We start from the raw sequence: 25,233 nt of genomic DNA, 5'->3' as shown, positions 1-25,233 counted from the left end.
GCTCCTTGCGCATAACAGCTTTGCGTCAGGTCATCCGAATTTCAGGCTCCTTGTCATAATACTGTTACACAGCTGTCACAAAAGGCTTACGTGCCGCTCGTAGGGGTTCGCGCAGGATCATCATGGGGGTGATCGTTGAAATTCATTGCCAAGGAGACTGAAATGTCCTTTGTAAAACTGTCGGCTTCGGCGCTTGCGATCGCGGCCGTATCGGCCACCACTGCTGCAGCCCGTGATCAGGTTCAGGTTGCCGGTTCTTCGACCGTACTGCCATACGCGTCGATCGTAGCTGAAGCCTTCGGTGAGAACTTTGACTTCCCCACACCGGTTGTTGAATCGGGTGGCTCCTCTGCAGGCCTCAAGCGTTTCTGTGAAGGTGTTGGCGAAAACACCATTGACGTGGCCAACGCGTCGCGCCAAATTCGCGAGAAGGAAATCAAAGCCTGCGCCGACAATGGTGTGACTGACATCATCGAAGTTCAGATTGGCTATGACGGCATTGTCTTCGCCAGCGACATCAACGGCAACTCGTTCGAATTCACGCCAGAGGACTGGTACAAGGCCCTGTCCGCTCAGGTCGTCGTTGACGGCGCGCTGGTCGACAACCCCTACAAGACCTGGGATCAGGTCAACGCGAACTTCCCAGCGCAGCCGATTGCCGCCTTCATCCCGGGCACCAAGCACGGTACCCGTGAAGTTTTCGAGGACAAAGTGATCCTGGCGGGTTGTGAACACCTTGGTGACTTTGACGTCTATCTTGCCGCTGCCGAGGGCGATAGCGACAAGGCCAAGAAAAAAGCAGCTGAGAAAGCTTGTATCGCTCTGCGCACCGACGGCGTTTCTGTCGACATCGATGGTGACTACACAGAAACCCTGGCGCGCATCGACAGCAACAAGGACGGTATCGGCGTCTTTGGTCTGGCGTTCTATGAAAACAACACCGACAAGCTGCAGGTTGCGACGATGTCGGATGTGACGCCGTCGACCGAAACCATCGCTACAGGCGAATATCCGGTTTCCCGCCCGCTGTTCTTCTACGTGAAGAAAGCTCATATCGGCGTGATCCCTGGCCTGAAGGAATATGCCGAGTTCTTCGTTGCGGATGAGATTGCCGGCCCTGACGGCCCGCTGGCACAGTACGGACTGGTTTCCGATCCGGAACTGGCCAAGGTACAGGACGCAGTGGCAAACGAAACCGTCCTGGGCGGCGGTTCCTGATCCAGACCTCACACGAACCGGGGCGTTACGAATGCCCCGGTTCACTTTGACTCCAAACTTCTCCTCCCCACGGAGTTCTTATGCCTCTATCATGGCTGTTGATCGTCCTGATCATAATTTCAGCGGTTGGCTTTTTGGCGGGCCGCACGCGTGCTTTGTCCAGTGCACAGGGTGACGCACGAGAGTTGCACTCTCTGCCGTCCTATTACGGGTACAACGTGGCACTCAGCGCGCTGGTTCCTGCACTCGCCTTGTTGATCATATGGTTGTTGGTTCAGCCACTTATCGTCAACAACACCGCATCTGGCATGATCCCCGACCAGGCCATCCCGGAAGGTTCCACCCGTGGGCTTATTATGAGTGAGGTTCGCCGTGTTGCCGACGGGTTGGACGGTGCAATAGCTTCAGGTGCCATAACCGAGGAATTCGCGCAAAACGCGCGCGCGGACATCACGGACGTAACTACCCGCCTGAAAGAGGCCGGCCAGGTTATCACTCAAAACGTAACGACGCCTGTTTTGCGCGCTGCACAAGAATACCGCGTTATGAACGCATACGGAAAGACCGCGATGCAAATTGCGGTCATAGCGGTTGCCTTGCTGGGCTGGGCATATTCCTATATGCGAACTCACAAGGAATTTCGGGCGCGCAACGTGGTTGAGCGGGGCATTCTCGCATTGCTTTTGTTGGCCGCTTCAATCGCGATCCTGACAACCATCGGTATCGTTTTGTCGATGTTGTTCGAAACGATGAACTTCTTTCAGCTGCATTCCTGGAAAGATTTCTTTTTCGGCAGCACCTGGGCTCCCAACTTTCGCGGAGGCAGTGAATTATCCATTCTGCCGCTGCTTTGGGGAACACTGTACATTTCTCTGATCGCGTTGTTCGTGGCCGTCCCAATCGGCTTGTTCGCTGCGATTTACCTTTCGGAGTACGCCTCTGTCGCGACGCGTTCACTGGCAAAACCCCTGCTTGAAATTCTGGCGGGTATTCCGACCATTGTTTATGGTCTGTTTGCCCTGCTGACCGTCGGCCCGGCGCTGGTTGCGTTGTTTGGGGACGGTGGTGCAATTGGCGTTGGCTGGATGGCGAGTTCGAATGCGGTGCTGACAGCGGGACTGGTCATGGGGATCATGCTTATCCCCTTTGTATCATCGCTGTCCGATGACATCATCAACGCGGTGCCTCAATCGATGCGCGACGGCTCGCTCGGGCTGGGAGCCACCCATTCCGAGACAGTACGACAGGTTGTTCTGCCCGCCGCGCTGCCGGGGATCGTAGGTGCCATCCTGTTGGCGGCGAGCCGTGCCATCGGTGAAACGATGATCGTTGTGATGGCTGCCGGTGCAATCGCGAAATTTTCGCTGAACCCGTTTGAGGCGATGACAACGATCACCACAAGGATTGTCAGCCAGCTAACGGGTGACACGGATTTTGCCAGCGCCGAGACACTGGTGGCCTTTGCGCTGGGTTTGACCCTGTTTGTTATTACACTGGGGCTGAATATCTTTGCCCTCTACATCGTACGCAAATACCGGGAACAGTACGAATGACCGATATCTCTCAAACACCACCAAACGCTCCGGTGCCCGGTGCAAGCGGCAAAGGTGGGTCGCTGTTCGAAAAAGATGCGCGCACGAAACGGCGCAATGCCGCTGAAAGCCGGTTCAAAATGTACGGAATCGCTGCAATCGGCGTCGGCTTGCTGATGTTGGCTGTACTGGTTACCAACATCGTCACCGCAGGAGTAGGCGCGTTCCAGCAGACCTATCTGGAACTCGATGTCGATCTGTTGGCAAGCAAGCTGGACAAGAACGGCAAGCGCAACATCGAAGAAATCAAGAAGGTATCGACCTTTGGGTATGCCCCTCTAGTCTCAACCGCGTTGGAAAAAAAGGTCGCTGAACTGGGTATCCAGACCGATCTGCCGCCCAAGAAAATGGGTGGCATCCTGTCCAAATCTGCGCTGGCCAAGTTGAGAAACTATGTAATCGCGAACCCTGACGAAATTGGAAACACGGTCAGTTTCAAGTTCCTCGCGAACAGCCGTGTCGATGGGTACGTCAAAGGGCGCGTGACCCGCGAATCCATCGCAAACGACAAAAGTATCTCGGTCGATCAGCTAGATTTCGTCGATCAGTTGATCAGTGCTGGCATCCTGTACAAGGCATTCAATCCTGACTTTATTTTCGGTGCGGATGCTTCGGATCAGCGCCCGGAAGCCGCCGGAATTGGTGTGTCGATGCTGGGGTCACTGTTCATGATGCTGGTCGTTCTGGCACTGGCATTGCCGATTGGTGTGGCCGCTTCGATCTATCTTGAGGAATTTGCTCCGCAAAACCGACTGACGGACATCATCGAAGTTAACATCTCGAACCTTGCAGCCGTGCCGTCGATTGTCTTCGGTATTCTGGGTCTGGCTGTGTTCATCAACTACATGCATTTGCCGACCTCGGCACCGCTGGTTGGCGGGCTTGTGCTGACGCTGATGACGCTGCCGACAATCATCATCTCGACGCGCGCCTCGCTCAAGGCGGTACCGCCCTCGATCCGGGACGCAGCGCTTGGGGTAGGGGCCTCGAAAATGCAGGCGGTGTTCCACCATGTTCTGCCACTGGCCGCACCCGGTATTCTGACAGGTACCATTATTGGCCTGGCGCAGGCTCTTGGAGAAACTGCACCGCTGTTGCTGATCGGGATGGTCGGCTTTATCGCGTCGAACCCGCCCGACAGTCTGGTCGCTGGGTTTTTGTCGCCGAACTCGGCCATGCCCGCACAGATTTATGAGTGGTCAAAACGCGCCGATCCGGCCTTTTATGAACGCGCCTGGGGAGGCATCATCATCCTGCTGATCTTCCTCGTGACCATGAACACTGTGGCCGTGATCCTGCGCCGCCGCTTTGAACGCCGCTGGTAAGTGAGGCAAAAGAAATGAACGATATGTCTCGACTGGAGAGAACCGTGGAATCCCGTGATATCAAGATCGCCGCCAAAGACGTTCAGGTCTATTACGGCGACACACACGCCATCAAAGACGTGAATGTCGAAATTGAAGACAAGACCGTAACCGCCTTTATCGGTCCGTCAGGTTGCGGTAAATCGACTTTCCTTCGGTGCCTGAACCGGATGAATGACACAATCGACATTTGCCGGGTCAAGGGCGATATCCTGCTGGACGGCGAAGACATCTATGACAAGCGTGTCGATCCGGTGCAGCTGCGCGCCAAGGTTGGCATGGTGTTTCAAAAACCAAACCCGTTTCCCAAATCGATCTATGACAATGTGGCCTACGGACCGCGCATTCACGGACTAGCTAAGAACAAGGCTGAGCTGGATGAGATCGTTGAGAAATCCCTGCGCCGTGGGGCCATCTGGGACGAAGTCAAAGATCGCTTGGATGCGCCCGGAACCGGTCTGTCCGGGGGGCAGCAACAGCGCCTGTGCATCGCACGCGCCGTCGCAACCGCGCCCGAGGTTCTGTTGATGGACGAGCCTTGCTCGGCCCTCGATCCGATCGCGACTGCACAGGTCGAGGAACTGATCGACGATCTGCGCAAGCGGTACTCGGTGGTGATCGTGACCCACTCGATGCAGCAGGCCGCGCGGGTCAGTCAGAAAACGGCATTCTTTCATTTGGGCAATCTCGTGGAGTTCGGTGAGACCGGTCAGATCTTTACCAACCCCGAAGATCCCCGCACCGAAAGTTACATCACCGGCCGTATCGGCTGAGGACAGGTATTTACAAATGACCGAACAACATATCGCATCTGCATTCGATCGCGATCTCGAAGCGATCCAAGCTCATATCATGAAAATGGGCGGCATGGTCGAAGCAGCGATCATGGGCGCCGCCAGGTCGCTGGAAACCCGTGACGAGGAATTGGCCCAAACCGTTCGACAGGGCGACAAGGCCATCGACGCGCTGGAAGAACTGATCAACGAAGAAACCGCGCGTCTGATCGCTTTGCGTGCACCTACAGCCGGGGATTTGCGGCTGGTGCTTTCGGTGCTCAAGGTTTCGGCCAATCTGGAACGGATCGGTGACTACGCCAAGAACATCGCCAAGCGCACAACGGTTCTGGTCAATGCGCATGAAGTTAATGGCAGCGCCTCGGCCCTGCGGCGTATGGCGCGTGAAGTCGAAGTCATGCTGCGTGATGCATTGGATGCCTATATTCAGCGGGACGCTGAGTTGGCTTCTGACGTGATCGGTCGAGATGAGGATGTGGACCAGATGTATAACGGTCTGTTCCGCGAGTTTTTGACCTTTATGGCCGAAGACCCGCGCAACATTTCCTCATGCATGCATCTGCATTTCATCGCCAAGAATATCGAACGTATGGGCGATCATGTAACGGCAATTGCCGAGCAGGTCGTATATCTTGTCACCGGCGAGCGCCCGACAGAGTCTCGGCCCAAGGCCGACACAACGTCGCAAACCATCTAGGAGGCTGCGTTCCATGTCCGCAGATCAGCCGACAGTTCTGGTTGTCGAGGATGAATTGGCCCAGCGAGAGGTGCTTGCCTACAACCTCGAAGCCGAGGGTTTTCAGGTATCCAAGGCAGAAAGCGGCGACGAGGCGCTGCTGCTGGTGGATGAGGACAGTCCTGATATCATCGTCCTTGACTGGATGATGCCCAACCTCAGCGGGATCGAGGTATGTCGGCGGCTAAAGTCCCGCCCGGATACGCGTTCGATCCCGATCATCATGCTTTCGGCGCGCAGCGAAGAAGTGGACAAGGTTCGTGGTCTTGAGACCGGCGCAGACGATTATGTGGTGAAGCCATATTCCATTGTCGAATTGATGGCGCGGGTCCGGACACAATTGCGCCGCGTCCGCCCGGCGACTGTTGGACTTCGCCTTGAATTCGACGACATCGTTCTGGATTCAGAAACACACAAGGTCAGCCGAGGTGAAAAACCCTTGAAGCTTGGCCCGACCGAGTTTCGTTTGCTGAGCACCTTCATGGAAAAACCGGGACGTGTCTGGAGCAGGGAGCAGCTGTTGGACCGTGTTTGGGGTCGCGATATCTATGTCGATACGCGGACCGTGGACGTACATATCGGACGCCTGCGCAAGGCCCTGACACAGCACGGTGGCGCAGATCCGGTTCGAACAGTACGCGGTGCTGGGTACGCGCTAGGTTAATCCTACCGCGGTAATGTGTCTTCGGATTGCGCATGCGACGCCAGCCAATGACGAAACTCCCGCAAGGAAGGATCGTCGCCTTTGGTTTTGGGCCAGACCAGGTAGTAGGCACCTACCGTCTCGACCGCATCAGGAAAGGCGGCGATCAGCTTGCCGGTGGCCAGTTCCTGTTCCACCAGGTAATTTGGCAACAGAGCAGCGCCCAACCCATGAAGCGCAGCCTGACTGATCGTCGAAAATTGGTCATGAATAGTGCCGGGCAGGGGAGAGGGATGTGTAACCCCCATCTGCCGAAACCAATCCTGCCAGGCACTGGGGCGCGTCTGAATATGCAAAAGAGGAATCTTTAGCAGATCCTTCGGTGACTTGGGTGTCCCATTAGGCAAAAGAGACGGCGCGCAGACTGGCAGAACATGTTCGATCTTTAGGAGCAGGCGATCAGTTCCGGGCCAGTCGGGTTCGCCAAAATGCAACGCTGCATCAAATGGTTCTGACGCAAAGCTGAAGGGCCTGAGCCGCGTTGACATGTTGATTGTGATGTCGGGGTGCAGTCGCGCGAATTCGGGCAGGCGGGGCATCAGCCAGCGCATACCAAATGTCGGAAGTATTGCAAGGTTCAGCGTTCCGCCAATGGGCGCTACGTGCAACCTGAAAGAAGCCTGAGTTATCTGATTCAGGGCCTGTCGGATTTCACTGACGTAATCCTGTGCTACCGGCGTCAGTGACAGTCTTTTTCTGTCGCGGCTAATCAGCTCGACATCAAGCTGAGATTCCAGCGTCTGCAATTGTCGGCTGATCGCGCTTTGTGTCAGTGAAAGTTCGTCTGCGACTGCTGAAGCAGAGCCAAGACGGTCCAGCGCTTCCAATGCGCGTAACGAGGAAAGTGACGGCAAAAGCCTGCGTGATGTTTTCATGTATGCGTTTTACTCATGAAACTGTGAAAAAGTCTCGCTGTATCTTGAGGCAATGGCAGAGTAGGGTGCGCCAAACAGATGAAGTGGAGTTGTGCCATGAATGCCCCGGATCCAAAACCAACCCTCCGCGCCAAGGATGCACCTGATCTCGGAAAATTCACTTGGGACGACCCGTTCCGGTTATCGGAACAGCTGACCGAAGATGAACGGATGGTTGCAGACAGCGCCTATGCCTATGCTCAGGAAAAGCTGCAGCCACGCGTTACCGAAGCGTTCCAGAACGAAGAAACCGATCCGGAGATTTTCCGCGAGATGGGTGAAATGGGATTGCTGGGAACAACGATCCCCGAAGAATATGGCGGCATTGGCGCGGGCTATGTCACCTACGGTCTGGTCGCTCGGGAAGTTGAGCGTGTGGATTCCGGTTATCGGTCCATGATGTCTGTCCAAAGCTCATTGGTTATGTACCCGATCTACGCCTACGGCAGCGAGGAACAGCGGCAGAAATATCTGCCAAAACTTGCCAGCGGCGAATGGATCGGTTGTTTCGGGCTAACCGAGGCTGACGCCGGTTCGGACCCCGCAGGAATGAAAACACGGGCTGAGAAAACTGAAGGCGGCTACCGACTTACTGGCAGCAAGATGTGGATTTCGAATTCACCTATCGCCGACGTTTTCGTGGTTTGGGCAAAGTCTGATGCCCATGACGGAAAAATCCGCGGGTTTGTCCTTGAGAAGGGCGCCAAGGGTCTGAGTGCGCCCAAGATCCAAAACAAGCTGAGCCTGCGCGCGTCGATCACCGGCGAGATCGTTCTGGATAACGTCGAGGTCGGCGAAGACGCTCTACTACCTCATGTTCAAGGTTTGAAGGGTCCATTCGGATGTTTGAACCGGGCGCGGTACGGGATCAGCTGGGGAGTTATGGGGGCCGCCGAATGCTGTTGGCATGCAGCCCGGCAATACGGTCTGGACCGCAAGCAGTTCAATCGACCGCTGGCGCAAACTCAACTGTTTCAACGAAAACTCGCTGATATGCAGACTGAGATTGCGTTGGGATTGCAATCCAGCCTTCGCGTCGGGCGTCTTCTGGATGAAGCCAACGCAGCGCCTGAAATGGTTTCTATCGTCAAACGCAATAACTGTGGCAAAGCGCTGGATATCGCGCGGATGTCACGGGACATGCATGGCGGAAACGGTATTTCGTTGGAATTCAATGTCATACGGCACATGGTGAATCTTGAGACCGTTAATACCTACGAAGGAACACACGATGTTCACGCACTGATCCTGGGCCGCGCACAAACAGGGCTTCAGGCATTTTTCTAACAGCGGTGATTATGGCTGAGATGTTGGATGTGTGTGTCTGCATAGGTAGCTAGCATCATTCGCATAATCGGTATTATGGTAATATTGGGGTGACGCGACGTACCACGCGTCCACCCTTGGCCGTTTGTTATCCCATCACTACGATCCTCGGTTGAAACGTAAGTTTGATGCCGGAAATTTGGATTGGGACATGGAACTAAAAGACAGGATTGTGGTCATTACCGGCGCCGCCGGTGGTATCGGCAAAGGACTGGCCGAGCGGTTTGCCAAAGAGAAACCCAAGTGCGTCGTATGCGCTGATATCGATCTGGACGCTGCGCGGGTCGTAGCGGAAGAAATCGGTGGCGTTGCTTTCAAGTGCGATGTTTCCAGTGAAACCAACATCGAGGCGCTGATTACAACTGTCGAAAAAGATATTGGGCCAATTGATTTGTTCTGCTCGAACGCGGGCATTCTGACGCTGGGTGGCCTCGACGTTCCGGACGAAGATTGGAACCGAATTTGGGACATCAATCTCATGTCCCATGTTTGGGCTGCGCGTCATGTAGTGCCACGCATGATTGCCCGTGGCGGTGGTTATCTGTTGAACACAGCTTCGGCGGCCGGGCTGCTAAATCAACCGGGTGCAGCGCCTTATGGGGTTACCAAGCACGCAGCGGTTGGTCTGGCCGAATGGCTGGCTTTGACATACGGCGATAAGGGAATTGGGGTTTCGGTGTTGTGCCCTCAGGCCGTTCGATCTGAAATGACCCGTGGGCACGAAGATTCCGTAGCAGCAATAGATGGAATGCTGGAACCTGAGCACGTAGCTGAAGCCTGTGTTGAGGCAATTCGAGACGAACGCTTCTTAATTTTGCCGCACCCGCAGGTATTGGACTATATGCGCCTTAAGTCGTCAGATTATGACAGGTGGATCGGCGGAATGCGCAAGCTAAACAGGCAGTTTAGCGGTGATAGTTAACCTTTTCTCAGAGGCCGGCGCATAAGTCCTTCCTGAGCGACTGACGCAACTAATACGCCATCTTCAGTGTAGATGGAGCCTCGGTTGAAGCTACGCCCCTGCCCTGTCCAAGGGGCGTCCATCGAATACAGGTGCCAGTTTTCGAATTGAATCGGCGCATGAAACCACATGGCGTGATCCAGGCTGGCGCCGTTCACTTCGCGTTTGAACCAGCTCAACCCGTGAGGTCGCATACCGGAACTCAGCAGTGCCATATCAGACGCGTAGGCCAGCAGAATATGCTGCGTTTGTGGGTCGGCGCCTGCGGCGGCGCCCATACGGAACCAAAGGTGATTCCGGTCGTCGGCCTTAACCGGATCAAAAAGATCCAGCGGGTCGACTTCCCGTACTTCGATCGGCCTCTCACGCATGAACTCCTTTCGGTAATTCTCTGGTACCCGATCAAGGTACTTCTGCCGCAATTCGTCTCGGGACGGATGGTGCTCGGCTTTTTTGACACTGGGCATGGGATGTTGATAATCCCAACCTTCATCCTGTACGTGGAACGATGCGGACATGTTCAGAATTTGCTTGCCGTGCTGGATCGCAACCACGCGCCGAGTGGTAAATGAACCTCCATCTCGCGCTCTATCTACCTGATAAACAACGGGTATACTTGGATCACCAGGGCGGATGAAATAGGCGTGCAGCGAATGACAAAGCCGATCCTCGACGGTGCGATAGGCAGCAGCCAAAGCTTGCGCAACCACCTGCCCTCCGTATATTCGTGTTGGCGTTTCGCCCCCGGACCCGGTGCCGCGAAACAGATCGACCTCGAGCCTTTCCAGGTTCAGCAGGTCAAGAAGAATGCGTTCCGCTTCCGTCATTGTGTGTCCTTAGTTTCAGCCCTGCATTCAGGTATCAGCCCGCTCAAGGTCAATCAATGAGTGCGGCGTGAACAAGCGCTTTTAACTCGGAGCGCGAAGGATATGAACTGGACGGGGAAAGCTGTGTAAAAAAGATCACTGTCAGATCGAGTACCGGATCAATCCAGAAAAAGGTCGAGGCCATTCCACCCCAACTGAAATCGCCAACAGATCCTGCTACACGTGCTTTGACCGGATCCAGCATAACAGCGCCACCAAGGCCAAATCCCATACCTTCCATTGGTTGTTCAGCGAAACTTTGCGGTCCCATTGATGCAATGTCGCCTGGTAAATGATTGCGCATCATCAACTTTATGGTCTCAGCTTCCAAAAGCCTGCCATTCACGCCCATACCGCCACTGCGAAGCATATCTGCAAACCGACAATAATCGTCAATCGTACTGACCAAGCCGCCACCACCGGAATACAGGACCGCATTTTCAAAAGGAGAATTCCCGGCCTGATCCACTAAACGCAAAGTCTCATCGCCTGATTTGGCTGCATTAAGGGCCATCGCATCGCCCTCGAGCGGTGTATAAAGGGACGCAAATCTGTCCCCTGCCCCTTTTGGCGCAGAAAACCCTGTTTCTGTCATTCCGAGAGGTTCGAAAATTTCATCCTGAAAAAAGCGCTCAAGTGTTTTGCCAGAAACAATTTCAACAACACGCCCTATGACGTCGATACCAACAGAATACTCCCAACGCGAACCCGGCTGAAAAGCAAGTGGCAGAGCCGCCAGGGCATCAACCATCACCGACAATTCACCCTGATTGGGTTTGAACGTCAGGCCCTGTTCGTCCATCGCCTTTGGCAGGATACCCGGGTTGAAGGAATAGCTGAGCCCGCTCGTATGCGTCAGCAACTGGCGCAATGTGGGCACCGATGACGGCTCGACCTGATCGGTTCCCACAGCTTCGGGGATCAGGGCGTACATTTCATTGAAAGATGGAATAATCTCGGCGAGCGGAGCATCAAGCCGGAGAAGCCCACGTTCCAGCAGCAGCATCAATGCGACCGTAGTCACCGGCTTGGTCATTGAATAGATTCTCACCAGCGTGTCACGCTGGAACGGGAGGCTGTTTTCCACGCTGCGCAATCCCGTCTCGTTGAAATAAACTTCGCTACCCGAGCGGCTTATCAGGACAGAGCTGCCGGCATATTTACGCTCGTCAACATATTGCTGCATCCAGGAAGAGATACGATTCAACCTGGATTGATCGAATCCATGATGTGTAGACGTATCCATTCCTGCAGGCTCTCCTTACGTTGCATGAACTGAGTGTCCTTCGGAGTGGGCAGAGAAGGAAGTACGTAGGAATACGCATCCTGACCTGCCCTACTTCACAGCACGCTGCCTTTAAAATGAATCTGAGCTTTCTTTGGAAAGGATTGCGGCTTGTTACGGCTTCATTCCAAGAAACCTTGCTGCCTGCACCAGTTTCTCGGCGTAATCCTCCTCCAACTGGCGGGGTGAGACGTGAAAACTGGGCCCACCAACATTAAGCCCGAATATTCGACCATCCTCCAGAGAATGAACCGGAGCGGAAATCGCGTTAACGTCTTCGCGCCACAGTCCAAAACCGGTGCAGTACCCCTTGGCGCTGCATTCTTCCTCGGCGGACCGAATTATTGCCCAAAGTTCGTCCTGCGAACGGCCGAGATCATCGAATGCCGCTGAAACGGCCGCTTCCTGCTCCGCTTCCGGCATACCGGCAAGGATCGAACGGCCCATGGATGAGTAAAACAAAGGCAACCGTGACCCCACATGCATGGTCAAAGCGACGTTCTCGCGCGATCTGTTTACTGCAACGTAGATGACGTCGGAACGATGTGCCTCACCCAGAGCGGCGGTTATGTAGGAATTGGGTCCGTCGCGCAGATCTCTTAGGGCAACAGCAGACCTGTCGCATACATCGATTGAGGCCAAAGCAGAAAATCCAAGGCGTAGGACCCCTATCCCCAGGCGGTATGACCCTCCTTGTTGTTCCTGCACCAGATACCCCAACTGGCACAACGTGTGCGTCAGGCGCGAAACCGTGGGCTTGGGCAATCCGGTTCGGTCTGAAAAATCGAGATTTGTTAGAGTTGTCTCTCCGGATCGAAAGCACCGCAGAATATCCAGGCCACGCGCAAGCGCTGTGACAAAATTTCGATCTTTTTCGTCTTGTGGTGTCAAACCTCGTTCCATCTTGTTCGCGCTGCTGGAGTTACCGTTTCAATGCATCAAGTCCGTTTTGGGCAAACACAGGCACATATTGACCTAACATCTTCGCCCTTTCCGGATTGGACGCGTTGCCGTCCAGCGCACGCTTGTAAACGCCTTGAATGATTGCCGCCATACGAAAGAAATTGAAGGCGAGGTAAAAGCCAAAGTTCTCGATTTCTGGTAACCCACGGCGCTTGCGATAACTTGCAATGAACTCTTGGTCGGACGGCAAGCCCAATGATTGCCTGTCAATGCCAGCCAGGCCGCGCCCGTCTTTTCCGGGGGGCATCTGCCACTGCATGATAACCGCAGCCAGATCCGCATAAGGGTGGCCGATTGTCGACAACTCCCAGTCCAGAATTCCCAAGCAGCGTGTGCCGTTTTTTTCGAACATCATGTTATCTATTCGATAGTCACCGTGAACCAGCGTTCTCTGCCCGTCGTCGGCGGGCATGTTGACCTCCAACGCGTGGATCAGTTCATCCATCTGTTGGATTTTTGCAGTCTCAGACGCGCGATATTGCTTGGTCCAGCGGCCTATCTGTCTTTCAAAGTAGTTTCCCGGTGGCCCATATTCCGACAACCCCACCGCATCGATATCGACGTTGTGCAATTCGGCCAGAATCCGGTTCATTTCGTCGATTACCGCGGCGCGGGTTTCATTCGTTTCCCCCTTCATCGACGGTTCGTCAAAGTTGCGGCCGTCCAGATGCTCCATAACGTAGAAGGCTGACCCAATAACTTCGTCGTCTTCACATAATGTGTACACGCGCGGTACAGGCACCCGGCTATTGGCCAGTGCCTTCTGAACACGAAACTCACGATCCACAGCATGCGCGGATTTGAGGAGAACTCCCGGCGGTTTACGCCGCAGAACGTACTTTTTTGAGGGGGTTTCCAGCAGGAAAGTCGGGTTCGACTGTCCGACCGCAAACTTGGTCGCGCTAACTGGACCTTCGTAATCCTCAAGATTCTCTCGAAGATACCTGTCCACTGCTTTCAGATCGAGGTGGTTTGAAACATCGCTCATTGGCAGCCCTCAACTATAGGTCAACATTCCGGCCACATCCTGCGGTGCAAAATGCGGAGTTACATTGAATTCATGCAAAAAGAACGCCTTGGGCGTGAATATGAACCTTGTCATCGAGGTGTTTTTGACCTGCAGATTCAAGGCAATCATCTGATCCGGCGGTGCCCCAAGAGTTGCCGCGACCAGTTGGCCGATAGCCCCGCCAGAGCTTACGACGAGCACGCGGTTTGCGTTGGTATCCGTTGAAAAAGATCGCGCTTCTTCAATCCGGCGCTTGAAGGAAACCCAGCTTTCCTTGGCATTCTCCAGCCCCCCTGCCTGCCACTCGGCCAGGGTTTCGCGCAGGGTACGAAAATGGGTCTTTCGGTCATACTGCACCGGGTCTGGAATTTCCCCGCCAAACTTCACACGAAGGAGGTCATGAAAATCGTATTCATTCCAACCGAAATGTTCGTGTGTTTCGACATCAAACCCCATCGAGGCCACAGTTTCCTTTTGACGAAACAGGGTCCCCGTGACGACTCTGTCAGGTACCCAGCCCGAAGACCTCAAGGCATCCCCTGCAAGTGCAGATTGTTTGTGGCCCAATTCGCTCAGACGATCATAGTCATCTGCGCCGAATGATGCCTGTGCATGCCGGATTACCAGAAGCTCCGCCATGGTTAGCCTGTGAACTCGGATGCCAGTTTCGCCCCGGCATTTCTGTACTCGCGATCGATACGATTGATCAGGTCTGCAGTGCTGACAACTTCGGTTACATCACCGATACCCTGCCCCGACCCCCAAATCTCTTTCCATGCCTTGGGTTTGGCAGATCCCTGACTGAAGCTCATTGAACTCGCATCGGCTGATGGCAGGTTTTCCGGATCCATACCCGCACGTTCTACGGATTTCTTAAGATAATTCCCGTGAACCCCAGTGAACAAAGACGAATACACGATGTCCTCTGCGCCACTTTCGACAATCAGGCGCTTGTAATCGTCGTGCGCGCTTGCTTCATGCGTTGCGATGAACGGCGAACCGACATACCCGAAATCAGCCCCCATGGCCCGTGCCGCCAACAGCGCTTCTCCGCTTGCAATTGCTCCGGACAAGGCCAGAGGGCCGTCGAACCATTGCCGGATTTCCCGGATCAGAGCCAACGGGGATTGCTGTCCTGCATGCCCCCCAGCCCCGGCTGCGACGGCGATCAATCCGTCGGCGCCTTTATCAATAGCTTTTCTGGCGAACGTATTATTGATCACATCATGCAGAACAACGCCACCACAGCTGTGAGCGGCCTCGTTGACCTCAACCCGTGCACCCAGTGACGTGATCCAGACCGGGACTTTCCATCGCGTACAAATCTCAAGATCTCTTTCCAACCTTTCATTCGAACGATGCACGATCTGGTTCACCGCAAAGGGCGCGGCGGGTTGGTCGGGGTTGTCCTGATTATGACGATCAAGTTCTTCGGTGATTTGCCTTAGCCAACTCTCCAGCAAAGGCGGTTCCCCGGCTGCTTCGCGGGCGTTCAGGGCTGGGAACGACCCAATGATACCAGCCTTGCACTGTGCGATAACCAGGTCGGGAACCGAGATGATAAACAGAGGCGATCCAATCATTGGCAATCGCAATCCCCGAAGTTGTTCCGGCAGGCGGGCTTCGTTACGGTTCCAGATCAAATCTTTCATTCTTTGTTCCCCAATTAGCATCCAACGGGATCTCCCGCGTTGGCCATCCAGTTAAGACTTTGCTACTGCAGCGCTTTTTCAAATATGTTGTGGCCGGACATTACATTGATGCCCCCCGAGACCGGTATCACCGCCCCGGTAACATATGACCCGCCGCGTCCGCACAGAAACAGCATGCATCCGGCAATGTCCTCATCCCGGCCAACCCGTTTCAGTGGTACATCTTCACCGACCTTTTCCCGCTTTTCTTCGTCATGCGTCGCAAAGGCCGTCATTCTGGAAACGAAAGGTCCCGGAGCCAAAGCGTTTACGGTCACGAAATAGGGTGACAGTTCTTTTGCCATGACCCGGCTCAGGTGGATTACAGCAGCCTTTGAGGCAGAATAGCTGTACGCGCCGTCCCCCATTGGGATTTCACCCATTACCGAACCTACATTCACGACCCGCGCCGGATCATCCACTGTCGCGGATTTCATGAGCAACGGCAAAAGTTTCTGGGTCAGATCGAATACACCTGCGACATTGACGGACATTACTTTTTCCCACGCCTCATAGGGAAACTGGCCCATAGGTGCACCCCAGGTTACCCCGGCATTATTCATCAATATATCAATGCTATCCGTTCTATTCTTAACGTTCTCAACCAAGGCGTCTACGCCCTCTTTGCTGCCAACGTCGCCCGCAAATCCCTCTGCAGTTCCCGAGGCACCAAGTGCATTGAGTTCGGCAGCCACAGCTTCACATGCTTCACCTTTACGGGAAGCGATCAGAACGCGAGCACCTGCCCGAACCAGCGCTTCGGCCGCCATTCGGCCAATTCCGGTTGCTCCGCCTGTCACCAGTGCAGTTTTCCCTTTCAGAGAGAAAAGTTCGTCGATGGTCATGCTATTATCCTTCTGACTCTATGCATTCGATTGAGGAATGCAGCGACTGGCAACCAGTCACACACCTGTTCGGCTTCAACTCGCTTCCTTTTCGGACAAAACCTGTTTGGCCCAGGTAAATCCGGCCGGAGATTTGTGCCGATGGTGCAATTTTCCAATATTTCCACTCCGGTGAATGCTAGCCTGCGTTTAGCGTCCTATCACTGGTATTGCCCTGCGTTTCGCACAGCAGAATTGCATTTCGAATTCTCATTGACAACCAGTAGAACGGGCAGAAGACTTTACGTCATATCCGGCCACTTGACCGCTGAATTGGGAAGGAAAGAAATGAAAGCAATGCTCAGCACCGCTCCGGGCGGACCAGAAACACTTCAGCTAACTCAGTTGCCTGACCCAACCCCCAAACCGGGGGAATTGTTGGTGCGCGTTCATGCCGCCGGAGTGAACTTTCCGGATACCCTGATCATTCGCGACCTGTATCAGATGAAACCCCCTCGCCCATTCGCGCCGGGTGGGGAAATCGCGGGGAAGGTCGTGGCCGTCGGTGAAGGTGTGTCAGGTTTTGCAACCGGGGATCGTGTGCTGGCTTTGACAGGATATGGTGGGTTTGCGACGCACCTGACACTCAAGGCGGCAAGTGCAGTCAAAATACCTGATGAAATGCCATACGACGCTGCCGCTTGTTTCATTTTCACATACGGAACGTCGCATCACGCCCTAAAGGACCGAGCCCGCTTAAAGCCCGGTGAATCCCTTCTGATACTCGGAGCAGCCGGCGGCGTCGGTGTCGCGGCTATCGAATTGGCAAAGGCCGCGGGTGCGAAGGTCATTGCAGCTGTTTCATCTAAAGAAAAGGCGGATTTCTGCAGGCAGGTGGGCGCAGATGAAACACTGATCTATCCTAAGAAGTTGGATAAGGATTCCCAGAAGGCACTATCCAAGGAAATCAAGACCTTGGCGGGCGGAGATGGTGTCGACGTAGTTTACGATGCGGTTGGCGGGGATTATGCGGAACCCGCCTTGCGAGCGACCGCATGGCAAGGCCGCTATCTTGTTGTCGGTTTTCCTGCGGGGATTCCCAAAATTCCATTGAACCTGACATTGCTCAAAGGATGTCAGGTTGTTGGAGTATTCTGGGGTGCATCGGTGTTTCGGGATCCGAAAGGGCATTCCGAAAATATGGCAGACCTGTTTCAGCTTTATCTGGATGGTAAAATCAAACCACGTATCAGTCAGCGGTTTTCCCTGGAACATGCGTCCGAAGCATTGGGACTTATGCAGAATCGCCAGGCAATGGGAAAGATCGTGGTTACGATGGATCAGGATTAGCACGAATTATTCCTAATGGGATAAGGGATTCAGGCATATTTGCGACCTCTTGAGGATGCGCCGGCCAATCGGTGCGGCAGCGGACGAGTCGATGTTTCAATGTCGGACTTTCTGATCACGAAAATGTCAGATCACCCTAACATGTGATGGAATAGGCCCCTCTCAGGATGCACTCGCGGCATTTGGGTCGCTTTTGCAGTGGCATGAAGCGCTGCCCTATGGACAGTCGCCCTACTTCATGACAATGAATCTTTAGATGGGACAAATTCTGACATGACAAAAGTGTTGGTTCTTAACGGCCCGAACCTCAATTTGCTCGGCATGAGGCAACCTGAGGTTTATGGCCATACGACATTGAAAATGATCGAAGAACTGTGCGTTTCGCACGGCTCTGCGCTTGGTCAGGACGTTACCTGCCTGCAATCAAATCACGAAGGTGTCCTGATTGATGCGATTCACTCATCTCGTGGTGTTCAGGACGGAATTGTGCTGAATGCAGGTGCCTTCACGCATACGTCGGTAGCTCTGATGGACGCGATTACGTCCGCTGAGGTGCCTGTTGTCGAGGTTCATCTGTCAAATATCCATGCGCGCGAAGCGTTCAGACACAAGTCCTTTATTGCTCCGGTGGCGATCGGACAGATTTGCGGCTTCGGCGCCCAAGGCTATGTGATGGCGCTGGATGCGTTGAAACAGCACGTGAAGAACGGGGGCGCTGCGTGAAACTCTGCGACTATCTTCATTTTCTGAGTTACACAAAAACTCTGGAAGAGTTGTGGGATGCGCATTGCCGTCAGATGGCAGAGTATGGCTTTGAAAGATTGCTGTACGGATACACACAGTTCAGAACGGCCACTTCGCTTGGCGACCCAGAAGACTTTGTCATTCTGACCAACCACTGTGAGAAATACATAAACGGTTTCCTGCATTCCGGGCTGTACTTTCATGCCCCCATGCTCAAGTGGGCCTTGGAGAATGAAGGTGCAGCAAGCTGGCGTATGGTGCAGGAAATGATGTCTACCGGCACCATGACCTCACAGGAACGTCAGGTTTATGAGTTCAACCGCTCGATGGGTGTAACCGCAGGCTACACGATCAGTTTCAATTCGGTCTCCATGCGTTCCAAGGGTGCCATCTCGTTGGGGTACAACAAGGATCGGACTCAGGAAGAAGCCGACGAGACATGGGCTGAACACGGTGACGATATCCTGCTGATGAACAATGTCGCTCATCTAAAAATCCTGACGCTGCCCTACACTGCGCCCAATCGGGCACTGACCAAGCGCCAACGCGAGGCGTTGCAGTGGGTTGGTGACGGCAAGACGACTCAGGACATTGCTTTGTTGATGGGCCTGACGTCGGCCACGGTCGAAAAACACCTGCGTCTGGCGCGCGAAGCCCTATCGGTTGAGACTACAGCGCAGGCTGTTCTCAAGGCCGCTCTTCACAACCAGATGTTTGTCATGGAATTTTAGCCCAGAGGCTGGATTCTAAGGCCGATAACTGCACTGAATTGCGGCCAGCTTACCTAGGGTAAGGAAAACATGACTTTTCGAATCTGCCCATAAAAGTGCAAAGTTGACTCGTTCCGTGAGTGGTGGCTTTAGCCAAGGAACATTCGGATCGGACCTTTGCAATTTCAGGGCTCTCCGGTCACTCTGGCAAGGGGCGTCTTATTTGTCCGCGTTCCCAAGTTGGAAATCTTGAGGGGCCCCTCCATCCCCATCATGCGGGGCCCCTCATTTCATTTTACAGATGACTGCAGACAATCCCTTGAAAGGGATTTTTTCTGTCCCAAAAGAAAACCGGCTACGAACACGCAACCGGTTTCTAAGAATGTCCCGGCCCTGAACGGGCCGGAATTTTTTCTGATCAGCCCTGAGCGGCTTTGGCAACTTCGGCTGCGAAATCTTCTTTTTCGACAACAATGCCTTCGCCTACTTCCAGACGGATGAAGCCGGTGATGGTTGCACCCGCCTCTTTGGCCGCCGCTTCGACGGTCAGGTCAGGGTTCACAACAAACGACTGGTTCAACAGCGTCGATTCAGCCACGAATTTCTTCATGCGGCCTTCGATCATCTTTTCGATCACCTGCTCCGGCTTGCCGGATTCACGGGCGATGTCCATCTGAACCTGCTTTTCTTTCTCGACAACAGCCGGGTCCATGTCCGCTTCGGACAGAGCAGCCGGGTTCACAGCCGCGATGTGCATCGCAACCTGCTTGCCGATCGCTTCGTCGCCGCCGGACAGGGCGACCAGTACACCGATTTTACCCATGCCGTTGGTGGCTGCGTTGTGGACGTAGGACACAACAGTGTCGCCCGACAGCTTGGCCATGCGGCGCACCGACATGTTTTCACCGATGGTGGCGATCTTGTCGGTCAGTGTGTCAGCAACGCTCTTGCCGCCCAGATCGGCCGCCAGCAGAGCTTCGACATTGTCGACGCCTTCAGCTGCGTACGCGATCTTACCGACCATTTCCTGGAACTCGGCGTTTTTAGCAACGAAGTCGGTTTCCGAGTTCACTTCGACAGCAACACCGTTGCCACCGTCAACGTGGACTGCAACCAGACCTTCTGCTGCGGTACGGCCCGATTTCTTGGCCGCCTTGGCCAGACCTTTGGTGCGCAGCCAGTCAACGGCTTCATCCATGTTGCCGCCGGTCTCGGTCAGCGCTTTTTTCGCGTCCATCATGCCTGCGCCGGTCGAGTCGCGCAGTTCTTTTACCATTGCTGCTGTGATTGCCATCTTTTGGCTCTCCTCAATTCAAACGGAATTGGGGCAGGTCTACCCTGCCCCATATGTCATTTACGTGACGGGCAGCTTACGCTTCGGCAGGTGTTTCTGCTTCTGCGGGGGCTTCTTCTGCAACGGCTTCTTCAACCGGAGCTTCTTCGAATGCGCCCAGGTCAACGCCTGCGGCGCCCATCTGAGCGGTCATGCCGTCCAGAGCGGCACGCGCGGCCAGGTCACAGTACAGAGCAATGGCGCGGGCTGCGTCATCGTTGCCGGGGATGATGTAGTCAACGCCATCGGGCGAGCAGTTGGTGTCGACAACAGCCACAACCGGGATACCCAGCTTGTTGGCTTCTGCGATGGCCAGCGCTTCTTTTTTGACGTCGATGACGAACAGCAGATCAGGAACGCCGCCCATCTCGCGGATACCGCCCAGCGAAGCCTGCAGCTTGGACTGGTCACGTTCCATGCCCAGACGCTCTTTCTTGGTCAGGCCTTCTGCGCCCGATTCCATGGCTTCGTCGATCTGGTTCAGACGGTTGATCGACTGGGAAACGGTTTTCCAGTTGGTCAGCGTGCCGCCCAGCCAGCGGTGGTTCATGTAGTATTGAGCCGACTTTTCAGCCGCTTCAGCGATTGGCTGAGCAGCCTGACGCTTGGTACCAACAAACAGAACGCGGCCACCTTTAGCGACGGTGTCACGAACGGCCTGCAGAGCCTGATCCAGCATCGGAACGGTCTGAGTCAGATCCATGATGTGGATGCCATTGCGCGAGCCGTAGATGAACGGGCCCATGCGGGGATTCCAACGCTGTGTCTGGTGACCAAAGTGAACGCCAGCTTCCAGCAGCTGACGCATGGTGAACTCGGGAAGAGCCATGCTATGTTTTCCTTTTCCGGTTTACGCCTGAGCGGGGGTGAGAGAAGCGATTGCTCCAACCGGCGGTCTTGATGGGGATGTCTCCCCCAAAAAGGCCAAAACCCCGCCTGCGGGTTTGAATGGCGCGCGAATACTACACCCGGGATCACCCTACAAGTGAAAAATCATCAAATATTATGATCGGGCGCATTATTTTATGATGCCCGCGCCAGTGCATGCGCGTGACGAACGGCTTCTTCGCAATGGGCTGCGAGTGCCTTGCGGTTCTCAAAATCGCTGACCTTTGCCGGAGAGTGATAGATCAACTCGACCGTCCCTTGCCGGCGCGCGCCAAGTGTCTTCAACAAATGCGGCCCAAACTCCATATCGCCCCACCAGCCATAGAATCTGTCGGGCTGCCCTTTCGGCGCGTAGAAGATCACCGAGACCGGCTGGACATACATGAACTCGCGAAGTTCATCAGTGAAGAACGCGGCAAAGAGAGTTGTTTTAAAAGGTAAAACGCGCAGGTTGTCCGTCGATGTTCCCTCGGGAAAGAACAGCAGTTTATGACCTACTGACAGGCGCTCTTCAAACAGCTTCGTTTGTTCACGTGCTTTCTTTCGGTCCCGCTCAATGAAAACCGAGCCGGTCGCACGGGCCAGCCAGCCAATACCGGGCCATTTCGCTACTTCGGCTTTCGAGACGAAATAGACCCTCTTGCGGGCGTTCAGCGCAAAAATATCCAGCCAGGACGAGTGGTTTGCCACCACGGCCCCATGCTGAACCATCAATTCCCCGGAAGAGCGAAACCCAATTCCCAGAACGCGAAAGGCATTGCGGCACACAAATTGGCTGATGAACGGAGTGATCGGACGCCGAACGCCAAAAATTGGCCGTTCGATCAATCGCACGACCAACAGGATGATTAGCCCGCCAAAGACCAGAATGGCCAATGGAAGACCACGCAACAGGACTAGGACCCAACCGAGAATGCCCAGTTCAATCGGGTCGGGTTCGTCATCGCTGTGCCAAGAGGGATCGCTCACCTGTTCAGGCTCCACCGTAAATGCGCCGCTGGCGGTCGTTCATGCGGGCTGTGTCCAGAACCAGACACACGTCGGTTGTGTTAAAGGCATGGTCTATGAACGCGCCCTCCCCAACGAAACCTCCCAGCCGCAGATAGGCTTTGATCAATGCCGGCACTTCCAGCATGGCCTTGCGGCGGTCCAATTGGTCGGGCCTGACCAGATCCATGGATTGGAACACCTTGGGTTGCGCGCGCACCCGCAGATCAGGCGGCGCAAGGTGGTTGTGATGCAGCATTGAAAGAGGTTGGGCAAGCGCTTGAATATCTGTTCCGTGAAAACTGGCGACACCAAAAAGCACTTCGATCTCGCGCTCGGCCACATATCCCGCAAGACCGTTCCACAGATGGTACATGGCGGTCCCGCCACGGTAATCGGGATGTACGCAGGATCTCCCCAGCTCCAGTAAATTGCGGCCGCTCTGTTTCAGTACCGAAAGGTCGTATTCATCTTCTGAATAGAATTGACCGACGGATTTGGCCCTGTCCCCCGGCAATAACCGATAGACGCCGATCACCTCATTGCTGCCTTCGTCAAAGGCCAGCAAGTGATCAAAATATGGATCAAAGCGGTCTTTCTCCAACCCGGCTTCGTGGTCAACCATTTCACCGCCGCCACCAAGCTCACGCACAAAGACATCATAGCGCAGACGCTGCGCTGCCTTCAGCTCATCCTCGTTTTCGGCGAGTTTGACAGTAATTGATGGTCCCTGATCAGGCATTTGTAGTCCAGTGTTCAAAGCGGGAACTTTGAGGGCTGATTACAGCAGTTGCGTTGACGATGGCAACAAGCTCGCCAAACGCTGACGCGTTAATATTTCCTCAACCAGTTTCATGGATCAAAGACCGGCGTCAGTGCAATCCGCGTCCCATCGATCACCACTTTTCCCTGATCCCGGAAATTAACTGTGATCTTACCGGCAATGTTGGACTGGACCTGACCAATGCCCCAGTCGGGGAAATCGGGGTGGCGGACGAACATGCCCGGTGCAAGAATAGCATTGAGGTCTGTCATGCGGTGCTCTCGGTCGGGCAAATGGCGGATGCAACAGGAGGTATGCATGAGCGAAAGCGACGTCAACCTGGCAAGCCTGATCAGCTCCAGGATTTGCCATGACCTGATCAGCCCGATCGGCGCGATCACCAATGGGCTTGAACTGCTGGACATGGTGGGTGGTGTGCAGGGGCCCGAAATGGAACTGATTTCGGGCAGCGTCGGCAATGCAGGCGCACGGATTCGGTTCTTTCGCATTGCCTTCGGCGCGTCTGGCGAGCAGCCATTGGGCCGGACTGAAATCGCCGGACTGTTGAAAGATATTGAACTTGCCAGCCGGGTTCGCGTTCAGTGGGGTCCAGCCGAATCCAAACCGCGCAATCAGGTCAAACTGGCGTTTCTGGCCATTCAATGCTGTGAAAGCGCAATGCCAATGGGCGGAGAAATCGAGGTAATCTGTAACGAAGATCAGTGGGAGGTCACTGGTGTCGCAGACAAGCTCAATATCGAAAGTGATGTTTGGCAGAGCCTGAATGCCGTACCCATTTCGAAACGGATAACCCCGGCCCTTGTTCAATTCGCCCTTCTGCCCGAGACAGCCAAAACCATGGGGCGACGGGTGCGGGCCGACACCACTTCGACCCGCGTTACAATCCGTTTTTGAATTTTTCCTGTTAAATCAGCTCCGTACGGAACCGTTTCCACGCACCAGATATTTAAAGCTGGTCAACTGTGCCGCACCAACAGGCCCTCGGGCATGCATCTTTCCGGTGGCGATTCCGATTTCGGCACCCATCCCAAATTCTCCGCCGTCCGCAAATTGAGTCGAGGCGTTGTGCATCAGGATTGCACTGTCCAATCTCTCAAAGAAGTGTGCGGCGGCGGTTTCATCTTCGGAAATAATGCAATCCGTGTGGTTCGATCCGTAGTGGCGGATATGACCAATGGCATCGTCGATGCTGGACACTGATTTGGCCGCGATGATGCTGTCCAGAAATTCTTTGCCCCAATCTTCGTCGGTCGCCGGAACCGTCCCCTCTGCAGTCAGTTCAGGGTCCGCATGCACTTCGACGCCGGCGGCAACCAAGGCAGCGATTACCTCCCTCCCCAGAGTCTCAGCAACGTCCTGATGCACCAGCAAACATTCAGCCGCGCCACAAATGCCCGTCCGGCGAGTTTTGGCGTTCAGAACAACATCCAGTGTCTTTTGGAGATCGGCGGATTTATCCACGTAAATGTGCACGATGCCTTCAAGATGTGCAAAAACGGGAACCCGGGCTTCGCGCTGCACCAGCCCAACCAACCCTTTGCCACCACGCGGAACAATGACATCTACGAAATCGGTCATTGTCAGCAATTCCTGGACTGCGGCGCGGTTACGAGTCGGTACCAGTTGAATGGCGTCTTCAGGCAAATTTGCTGCCTTCAACCCTTCGACCAGACAGGCGTGAATCGCCCCCGACGAATGAAAACTTTCCGAGCCTCCGCGCAGGATCACGGCATTGCCGGACTTCAGGCACAGAGCACCAGCGTCAGCCGTTACATTCGGGCGGCTTTCGTAGATCACGCCGATTACGCCAAGCGGCGTGCGAACCCGTTGGATGTTTAACCCCGAAGGCATGTCCCATTCGGTCAGAACTTCGCCTACAGGATCAGCCTGTTCGGCCACTGTACGCAACCCGTCTACCATGCCCTGAATTCTGGATTCATCCAGCATCAGGCGATCCATCATCGCAGGGCTCAACCCCTTGTCGCGACCAAACTCGAGATCCTTGTGATTGGCCTCGATTATCTTGCCCCTATTCTTCCAGACGGCGTCGGCTGCGGCGATCAAAGCGGCGTGTTTGCGCTCGGCACTGGCATAGGCCAAATCGCGCGAGGCCTCCTTGGCCCTTTTCCCCAGATCGGCCATCAAAGCGGGAATATTGTTGAGGTCCTTCATCGCATGCGCCTTTCGGGTC

At 54.7% G+C, this 25,233-nt stretch carries 26 protein-coding genes; 12 read left to right on the top strand and 14 right to left on the bottom strand.

The window, feature by feature from the left end:
• The first annotated feature begins 162 nt into the window (after positions 1 to 162).
• The 6 genes from ACR0NW_RS00360 to phoB all read left to right on the top strand — a co-directional run bounded on the left by ACR0NW_RS00360 (position 163) and on the right by phoB (position 6,368).
• Positions 163 to 1,218 carry a substrate-binding domain-containing protein gene (locus ACR0NW_RS00360; protein WP_170655563.1) on the top strand — a complete coding sequence of 352 codons (1,056 nt, stop codon included), beginning with the start codon at positions 163 to 165 and terminating at the stop codon, positions 1,216 to 1,218.
• Positions 1,219 to 1,298: 80 nt separating this feature from the next.
• Positions 1,299 to 2,771 (top strand): phosphate ABC transporter permease subunit PstC, encoded by a 1,473-nt coding sequence (gene pstC, locus ACR0NW_RS00355; protein ID WP_480449510.1) that lies wholly within the window; start codon positions 1,299 to 1,301, stop codon positions 2,769 to 2,771.
• Positions 2,768 to 4,135: a phosphate ABC transporter permease PstA gene (pstA, locus tag ACR0NW_RS00350; protein ID WP_480449512.1), complete on the top strand. Its 1,368-nt coding sequence runs from the start codon at positions 2,768 to 2,770 to the stop codon at positions 4,133 to 4,135. The genes pstC and pstA overlap by 4 nt, the downstream gene beginning before the upstream one ends.
• A 14-nt stretch (positions 4,136 to 4,149) precedes the next feature.
• A complete protein-coding gene (gene pstB / locus ACR0NW_RS00345) occupies positions 4,150 to 4,947 on the top strand; it encodes a phosphate ABC transporter ATP-binding protein PstB (RefSeq protein WP_170655557.1) in 798 nt (265 codons plus the stop codon).
• Positions 4,948 to 4,963: 16 nt separating this feature from the next.
• The gene (phoU, locus tag ACR0NW_RS00340; protein ID WP_170655555.1) at positions 4,964 to 5,665 is read left to right on the top strand and encodes a phosphate signaling complex protein PhoU; all 702 of its coding nucleotides are present in this window, start codon (positions 4,964 to 4,966) and stop codon (positions 5,663 to 5,665) included.
• A 13-nt stretch (positions 5,666 to 5,678) separates the two neighbouring features.
• Complete coding sequence (phoB, locus tag ACR0NW_RS00335) at positions 5,679 to 6,368, top strand: phosphate regulon transcriptional regulator PhoB (RefSeq protein WP_170655553.1); 690 nt, start codon at positions 5,679 to 5,681, stop codon at positions 6,366 to 6,368.
• 2 nt (positions 6,369 to 6,370) lie between these two features.
• On the opposite strand, the gene ACR0NW_RS00330 is transcribed toward phoB, so the two are convergent.
• Complete coding sequence (locus tag ACR0NW_RS00330; RefSeq protein WP_480449515.1) at positions 6,371 to 7,282, bottom strand: LysR family transcriptional regulator; 912 nt, start codon at positions 7,280 to 7,282, stop codon at positions 6,371 to 6,373.
• Between the two features lie 96 nt (positions 7,283 to 7,378).
• Between ACR0NW_RS00330 and ACR0NW_RS00325 the strand changes: the two genes are divergently transcribed.
• Both ACR0NW_RS00325 and ACR0NW_RS00320 read left to right on the top strand, forming a co-directional pair.
• Complete coding sequence (locus tag ACR0NW_RS00325; RefSeq protein WP_480449517.1) at positions 7,379 to 8,608, top strand: acyl-CoA dehydrogenase; 1,230 nt, start codon at positions 7,379 to 7,381, stop codon at positions 8,606 to 8,608.
• A 190-nt stretch (positions 8,609 to 8,798) separates the two neighbouring features.
• Positions 8,799 to 9,569 carry an SDR family oxidoreductase gene (locus ACR0NW_RS00320; protein WP_480449519.1) on the top strand — a complete coding sequence of 257 codons (771 nt, stop codon included), beginning with the start codon at positions 8,799 to 8,801 and terminating at the stop codon, positions 9,567 to 9,569.
• Here the strand turns inward: ACR0NW_RS00320 and ACR0NW_RS00315 are convergent.
• From ACR0NW_RS00315 to ACR0NW_RS00285, 7 genes are all read right to left on the bottom strand, one after another.
• Positions 9,566 to 10,435, bottom strand: coding sequence for an acyl-CoA thioesterase (locus ACR0NW_RS00315; protein ID WP_480449521.1), 870 nt, complete (start codon positions 10,433 to 10,435; stop codon positions 9,566 to 9,568). The two genes, ACR0NW_RS00320 and ACR0NW_RS00315, sit on opposite strands and share 4 nt — an antisense overlap.
• 49 nt (positions 10,436 to 10,484) lie before the next feature.
• Entirely contained in the window at positions 10,485 to 11,720 is a 1,236-nt protein-coding gene (locus ACR0NW_RS00310; protein ID WP_480449523.1) for a serine hydrolase domain-containing protein, read from the bottom strand.
• Positions 11,721 to 11,873: 153 nt separating this feature from the next.
• Complete coding sequence (locus ACR0NW_RS00305; protein WP_480449524.1) at positions 11,874 to 12,662, bottom strand: IclR family transcriptional regulator; 789 nt, start codon at positions 12,660 to 12,662, stop codon at positions 11,874 to 11,876.
• Between the two features lie 19 nt (positions 12,663 to 12,681).
• Entirely contained in the window at positions 12,682 to 13,710 is a 1,029-nt protein-coding gene (locus ACR0NW_RS00300; protein ID WP_480449526.1) for a phosphotransferase, read from the bottom strand.
• A 9-nt stretch (positions 13,711 to 13,719) separates the two neighbouring features.
• Entirely contained in the window at positions 13,720 to 14,370 is a 651-nt protein-coding gene (locus ACR0NW_RS00295) for a histidine phosphatase family protein (RefSeq protein WP_480449527.1), read from the bottom strand.
• A 2-nt stretch (positions 14,371 to 14,372) separates the two neighbouring features.
• Positions 14,373 to 15,383 (bottom strand): NAD(P)H-dependent flavin oxidoreductase, encoded by a 1,011-nt coding sequence (locus tag ACR0NW_RS00290; protein ID WP_480449528.1) that lies wholly within the window; start codon positions 15,381 to 15,383, stop codon positions 14,373 to 14,375.
• Positions 15,384 to 15,445: 62 nt separating this feature from the next.
• A complete protein-coding gene (locus tag ACR0NW_RS00285) occupies positions 15,446 to 16,267 on the bottom strand; it encodes an SDR family oxidoreductase (protein WP_480449529.1) in 822 nt (273 codons plus the stop codon).
• Between the two features lie 327 nt (positions 16,268 to 16,594).
• Here ACR0NW_RS00285 and ACR0NW_RS00280 point away from each other — a divergent pair, with 327 nt between their 5' ends.
• The 3 genes from ACR0NW_RS00280 to ACR0NW_RS00270 all read left to right on the top strand — a co-directional run bounded on the left by ACR0NW_RS00280 (position 16,595) and on the right by ACR0NW_RS00270 (position 19,071).
• Positions 16,595 to 17,596, top strand: coding sequence for an NADPH:quinone oxidoreductase family protein (locus ACR0NW_RS00280; RefSeq protein WP_480449530.1), 1,002 nt, complete (start codon positions 16,595 to 16,597; stop codon positions 17,594 to 17,596).
• 273 nt (positions 17,597 to 17,869) lie between these two features.
• Positions 17,870 to 18,319: a type II 3-dehydroquinate dehydratase gene (gene aroQ, locus ACR0NW_RS00275; protein WP_480449531.1), complete on the top strand. Its 450-nt coding sequence runs from the start codon at positions 17,870 to 17,872 to the stop codon at positions 18,317 to 18,319.
• Positions 18,316 to 19,071 (top strand): LuxR family transcriptional regulator, encoded by a 756-nt coding sequence (locus ACR0NW_RS00270; protein ID WP_170655529.1) that lies wholly within the window; start codon positions 18,316 to 18,318, stop codon positions 19,069 to 19,071. The genes aroQ and ACR0NW_RS00270 overlap by 4 nt, the downstream gene beginning before the upstream one ends.
• 397 nt (positions 19,072 to 19,468) lie before the next feature.
• Here ACR0NW_RS00270 and tsf read toward each other — a convergent pair whose 3' ends face one another.
• The 5 genes from tsf to ACR0NW_RS00245 form a co-directional block, all read right to left on the bottom strand.
• Positions 19,469 to 20,344: a translation elongation factor Ts gene (tsf, locus tag ACR0NW_RS00265; protein ID WP_480449532.1), complete on the bottom strand. Its 876-nt coding sequence runs from the start codon at positions 20,342 to 20,344 to the stop codon at positions 19,469 to 19,471.
• 76 nt (positions 20,345 to 20,420) lie between these two features.
• On the bottom strand, positions 20,421 to 21,212 hold the full coding sequence (gene rpsB, locus ACR0NW_RS00260) for a 30S ribosomal protein S2 (protein ID WP_170655525.1): 792 nt from the start codon (positions 21,210 to 21,212) through the stop codon (positions 20,421 to 20,423).
• A gap of 194 nt (positions 21,213 to 21,406) precedes the next feature.
• Complete coding sequence (gene olsA / locus ACR0NW_RS00255) at positions 21,407 to 22,240, bottom strand: lyso-ornithine lipid O-acyltransferase (RefSeq protein WP_480449533.1); 834 nt, start codon at positions 22,238 to 22,240, stop codon at positions 21,407 to 21,409.
• A 4-nt stretch (positions 22,241 to 22,244) separates the two neighbouring features.
• The gene (gene olsB, locus ACR0NW_RS00250; protein WP_480449534.1) at positions 22,245 to 23,000 is read right to left on the bottom strand and encodes an L-ornithine N(alpha)-acyltransferase; all 756 of its coding nucleotides are present in this window, start codon (positions 22,998 to 23,000) and stop codon (positions 22,245 to 22,247) included.
• Positions 23,001 to 23,110: 110 nt separating this feature from the next.
• Entirely contained in the window at positions 23,111 to 23,293 is a 183-nt protein-coding gene (locus ACR0NW_RS00245; protein ID WP_170655519.1) for a DUF3553 domain-containing protein, read from the bottom strand.
• 46 nt (positions 23,294 to 23,339) lie between these two features.
• Here ACR0NW_RS00245 and ACR0NW_RS00240 point away from each other — a divergent pair, with 46 nt between their 5' ends.
• Positions 23,340 to 23,936, top strand: a complete 597-nt coding sequence (locus ACR0NW_RS00240; protein WP_480449535.1) for a histidine phosphotransferase family protein — start codon at positions 23,340 to 23,342, stop codon at positions 23,934 to 23,936.
• A 15-nt stretch (positions 23,937 to 23,951) separates the two neighbouring features.
• Here the strand turns inward: ACR0NW_RS00240 and ACR0NW_RS00235 are convergent, their stop codons facing one another.
• On the bottom strand, positions 23,952 to 25,214 hold the full coding sequence (locus ACR0NW_RS00235) for a glutamate-5-semialdehyde dehydrogenase (RefSeq protein ID WP_480449536.1): 1,263 nt from the start codon (positions 25,212 to 25,214) through the stop codon (positions 23,952 to 23,954).
• Positions 25,215 to 25,233: the final 19 nt, after the last annotated feature.

The sequence above is a fragment of the Ruegeria sp. CF5 genome (assembly GCF_056537325.1).
This window is presented reverse-complemented; position numbering and strand designations above follow the sequence as displayed.

What these genes read in the sequence shown, in the direction of transcription:
- ACR0NW_RS00360 (WP_170655563.1), top strand. Translation starts at nt 163, where the DNA reads ATGTCCTTTGTAAAACTGTCGGCTTCGGCGCTTGCGATCGCGGCCGTA.
- pstC (WP_480449510.1), top strand. Translation starts at nt 1,299, where the DNA reads ATGCCTCTATCATGGCTGTTGATCGTCCTGATCATAATTTCAGCGGTT.
- pstA (WP_480449512.1), top strand. Translation starts at nt 2,768, where the DNA reads ATGACCGATATCTCTCAAACACCACCAAACGCTCCGGTGCCCGGTGCA.
- pstB (WP_170655557.1), top strand. Translation starts at nt 4,150, where the DNA reads ATGAACGATATGTCTCGACTGGAGAGAACCGTGGAATCCCGTGATATC.
- phoU (WP_170655555.1), top strand. Translation starts at nt 4,964, where the DNA reads ATGACCGAACAACATATCGCATCTGCATTCGATCGCGATCTCGAAGCG.
- phoB (WP_170655553.1), top strand. Translation starts at nt 5,679, where the DNA reads ATGTCCGCAGATCAGCCGACAGTTCTGGTTGTCGAGGATGAATTGGCC.
- ACR0NW_RS00330 (WP_480449515.1), bottom strand. Translation starts at nt 7,282, where the DNA reads ATGAAAACATCACGCAGGCTTTTGCCGTCACTTTCCTCGTTACGCGCA.
- ACR0NW_RS00325 (WP_480449517.1), top strand. Translation starts at nt 7,379, where the DNA reads ATGAATGCCCCGGATCCAAAACCAACCCTCCGCGCCAAGGATGCACCT.
- ACR0NW_RS00320 (WP_480449519.1), top strand. Translation starts at nt 8,799, where the DNA reads ATGGAACTAAAAGACAGGATTGTGGTCATTACCGGCGCCGCCGGTGGT.
- ACR0NW_RS00315 (WP_480449521.1), bottom strand. Translation starts at nt 10,435, where the DNA reads ATGACGGAAGCGGAACGCATTCTTCTTGACCTGCTGAACCTGGAAAGG.
- ACR0NW_RS00310 (WP_480449523.1), bottom strand. Translation starts at nt 11,720, where the DNA reads ATGGATACGTCTACACATCATGGATTCGATCAATCCAGGTTGAATCGT.
- ACR0NW_RS00305 (WP_480449524.1), bottom strand. Translation starts at nt 12,662, where the DNA reads ATGGAACGAGGTTTGACACCACAAGACGAAAAAGATCGAAATTTTGTC.
- ACR0NW_RS00300 (WP_480449526.1), bottom strand. Translation starts at nt 13,710, where the DNA reads ATGAGCGATGTTTCAAACCACCTCGATCTGAAAGCAGTGGACAGGTAT.
- ACR0NW_RS00295 (WP_480449527.1), bottom strand. Translation starts at nt 14,370, where the DNA reads ATGGCGGAGCTTCTGGTAATCCGGCATGCACAGGCATCATTCGGCGCA.
- ACR0NW_RS00290 (WP_480449528.1), bottom strand. Translation starts at nt 15,383, where the DNA reads ATGAAAGATTTGATCTGGAACCGTAACGAAGCCCGCCTGCCGGAACAA.
- ACR0NW_RS00285 (WP_480449529.1), bottom strand. Translation starts at nt 16,267, where the DNA reads ATGACCATCGACGAACTTTTCTCTCTGAAAGGGAAAACTGCACTGGTG.
- ACR0NW_RS00280 (WP_480449530.1), top strand. Translation starts at nt 16,595, where the DNA reads ATGAAAGCAATGCTCAGCACCGCTCCGGGCGGACCAGAAACACTTCAG.
- aroQ (WP_480449531.1), top strand. Translation starts at nt 17,870, where the DNA reads ATGACAAAAGTGTTGGTTCTTAACGGCCCGAACCTCAATTTGCTCGGC.
- tsf (WP_480449532.1), bottom strand. Translation starts at nt 20,344, where the DNA reads ATGGCAATCACAGCAGCAATGGTAAAAGAACTGCGCGACTCGACCGGC.
- rpsB (WP_170655525.1), bottom strand. Translation starts at nt 21,212, where the DNA reads ATGGCTCTTCCCGAGTTCACCATGCGTCAGCTGCTGGAAGCTGGCGTT.
- olsB (WP_480449534.1), bottom strand. Translation starts at nt 23,000, where the DNA reads ATGCCTGATCAGGGACCATCAATTACTGTCAAACTCGCCGAAAACGAG.
- ACR0NW_RS00245 (WP_170655519.1), bottom strand. Translation starts at nt 23,293, where the DNA reads ATGACAGACCTCAATGCTATTCTTGCACCGGGCATGTTCGTCCGCCAC.
- ACR0NW_RS00240 (WP_480449535.1), top strand. Translation starts at nt 23,340, where the DNA reads ATGAGCGAAAGCGACGTCAACCTGGCAAGCCTGATCAGCTCCAGGATT.
- ACR0NW_RS00235 (WP_480449536.1), bottom strand. Translation starts at nt 25,214, where the DNA reads ATGAAGGACCTCAACAATATTCCCGCTTTGATGGCCGATCTGGGGAAA.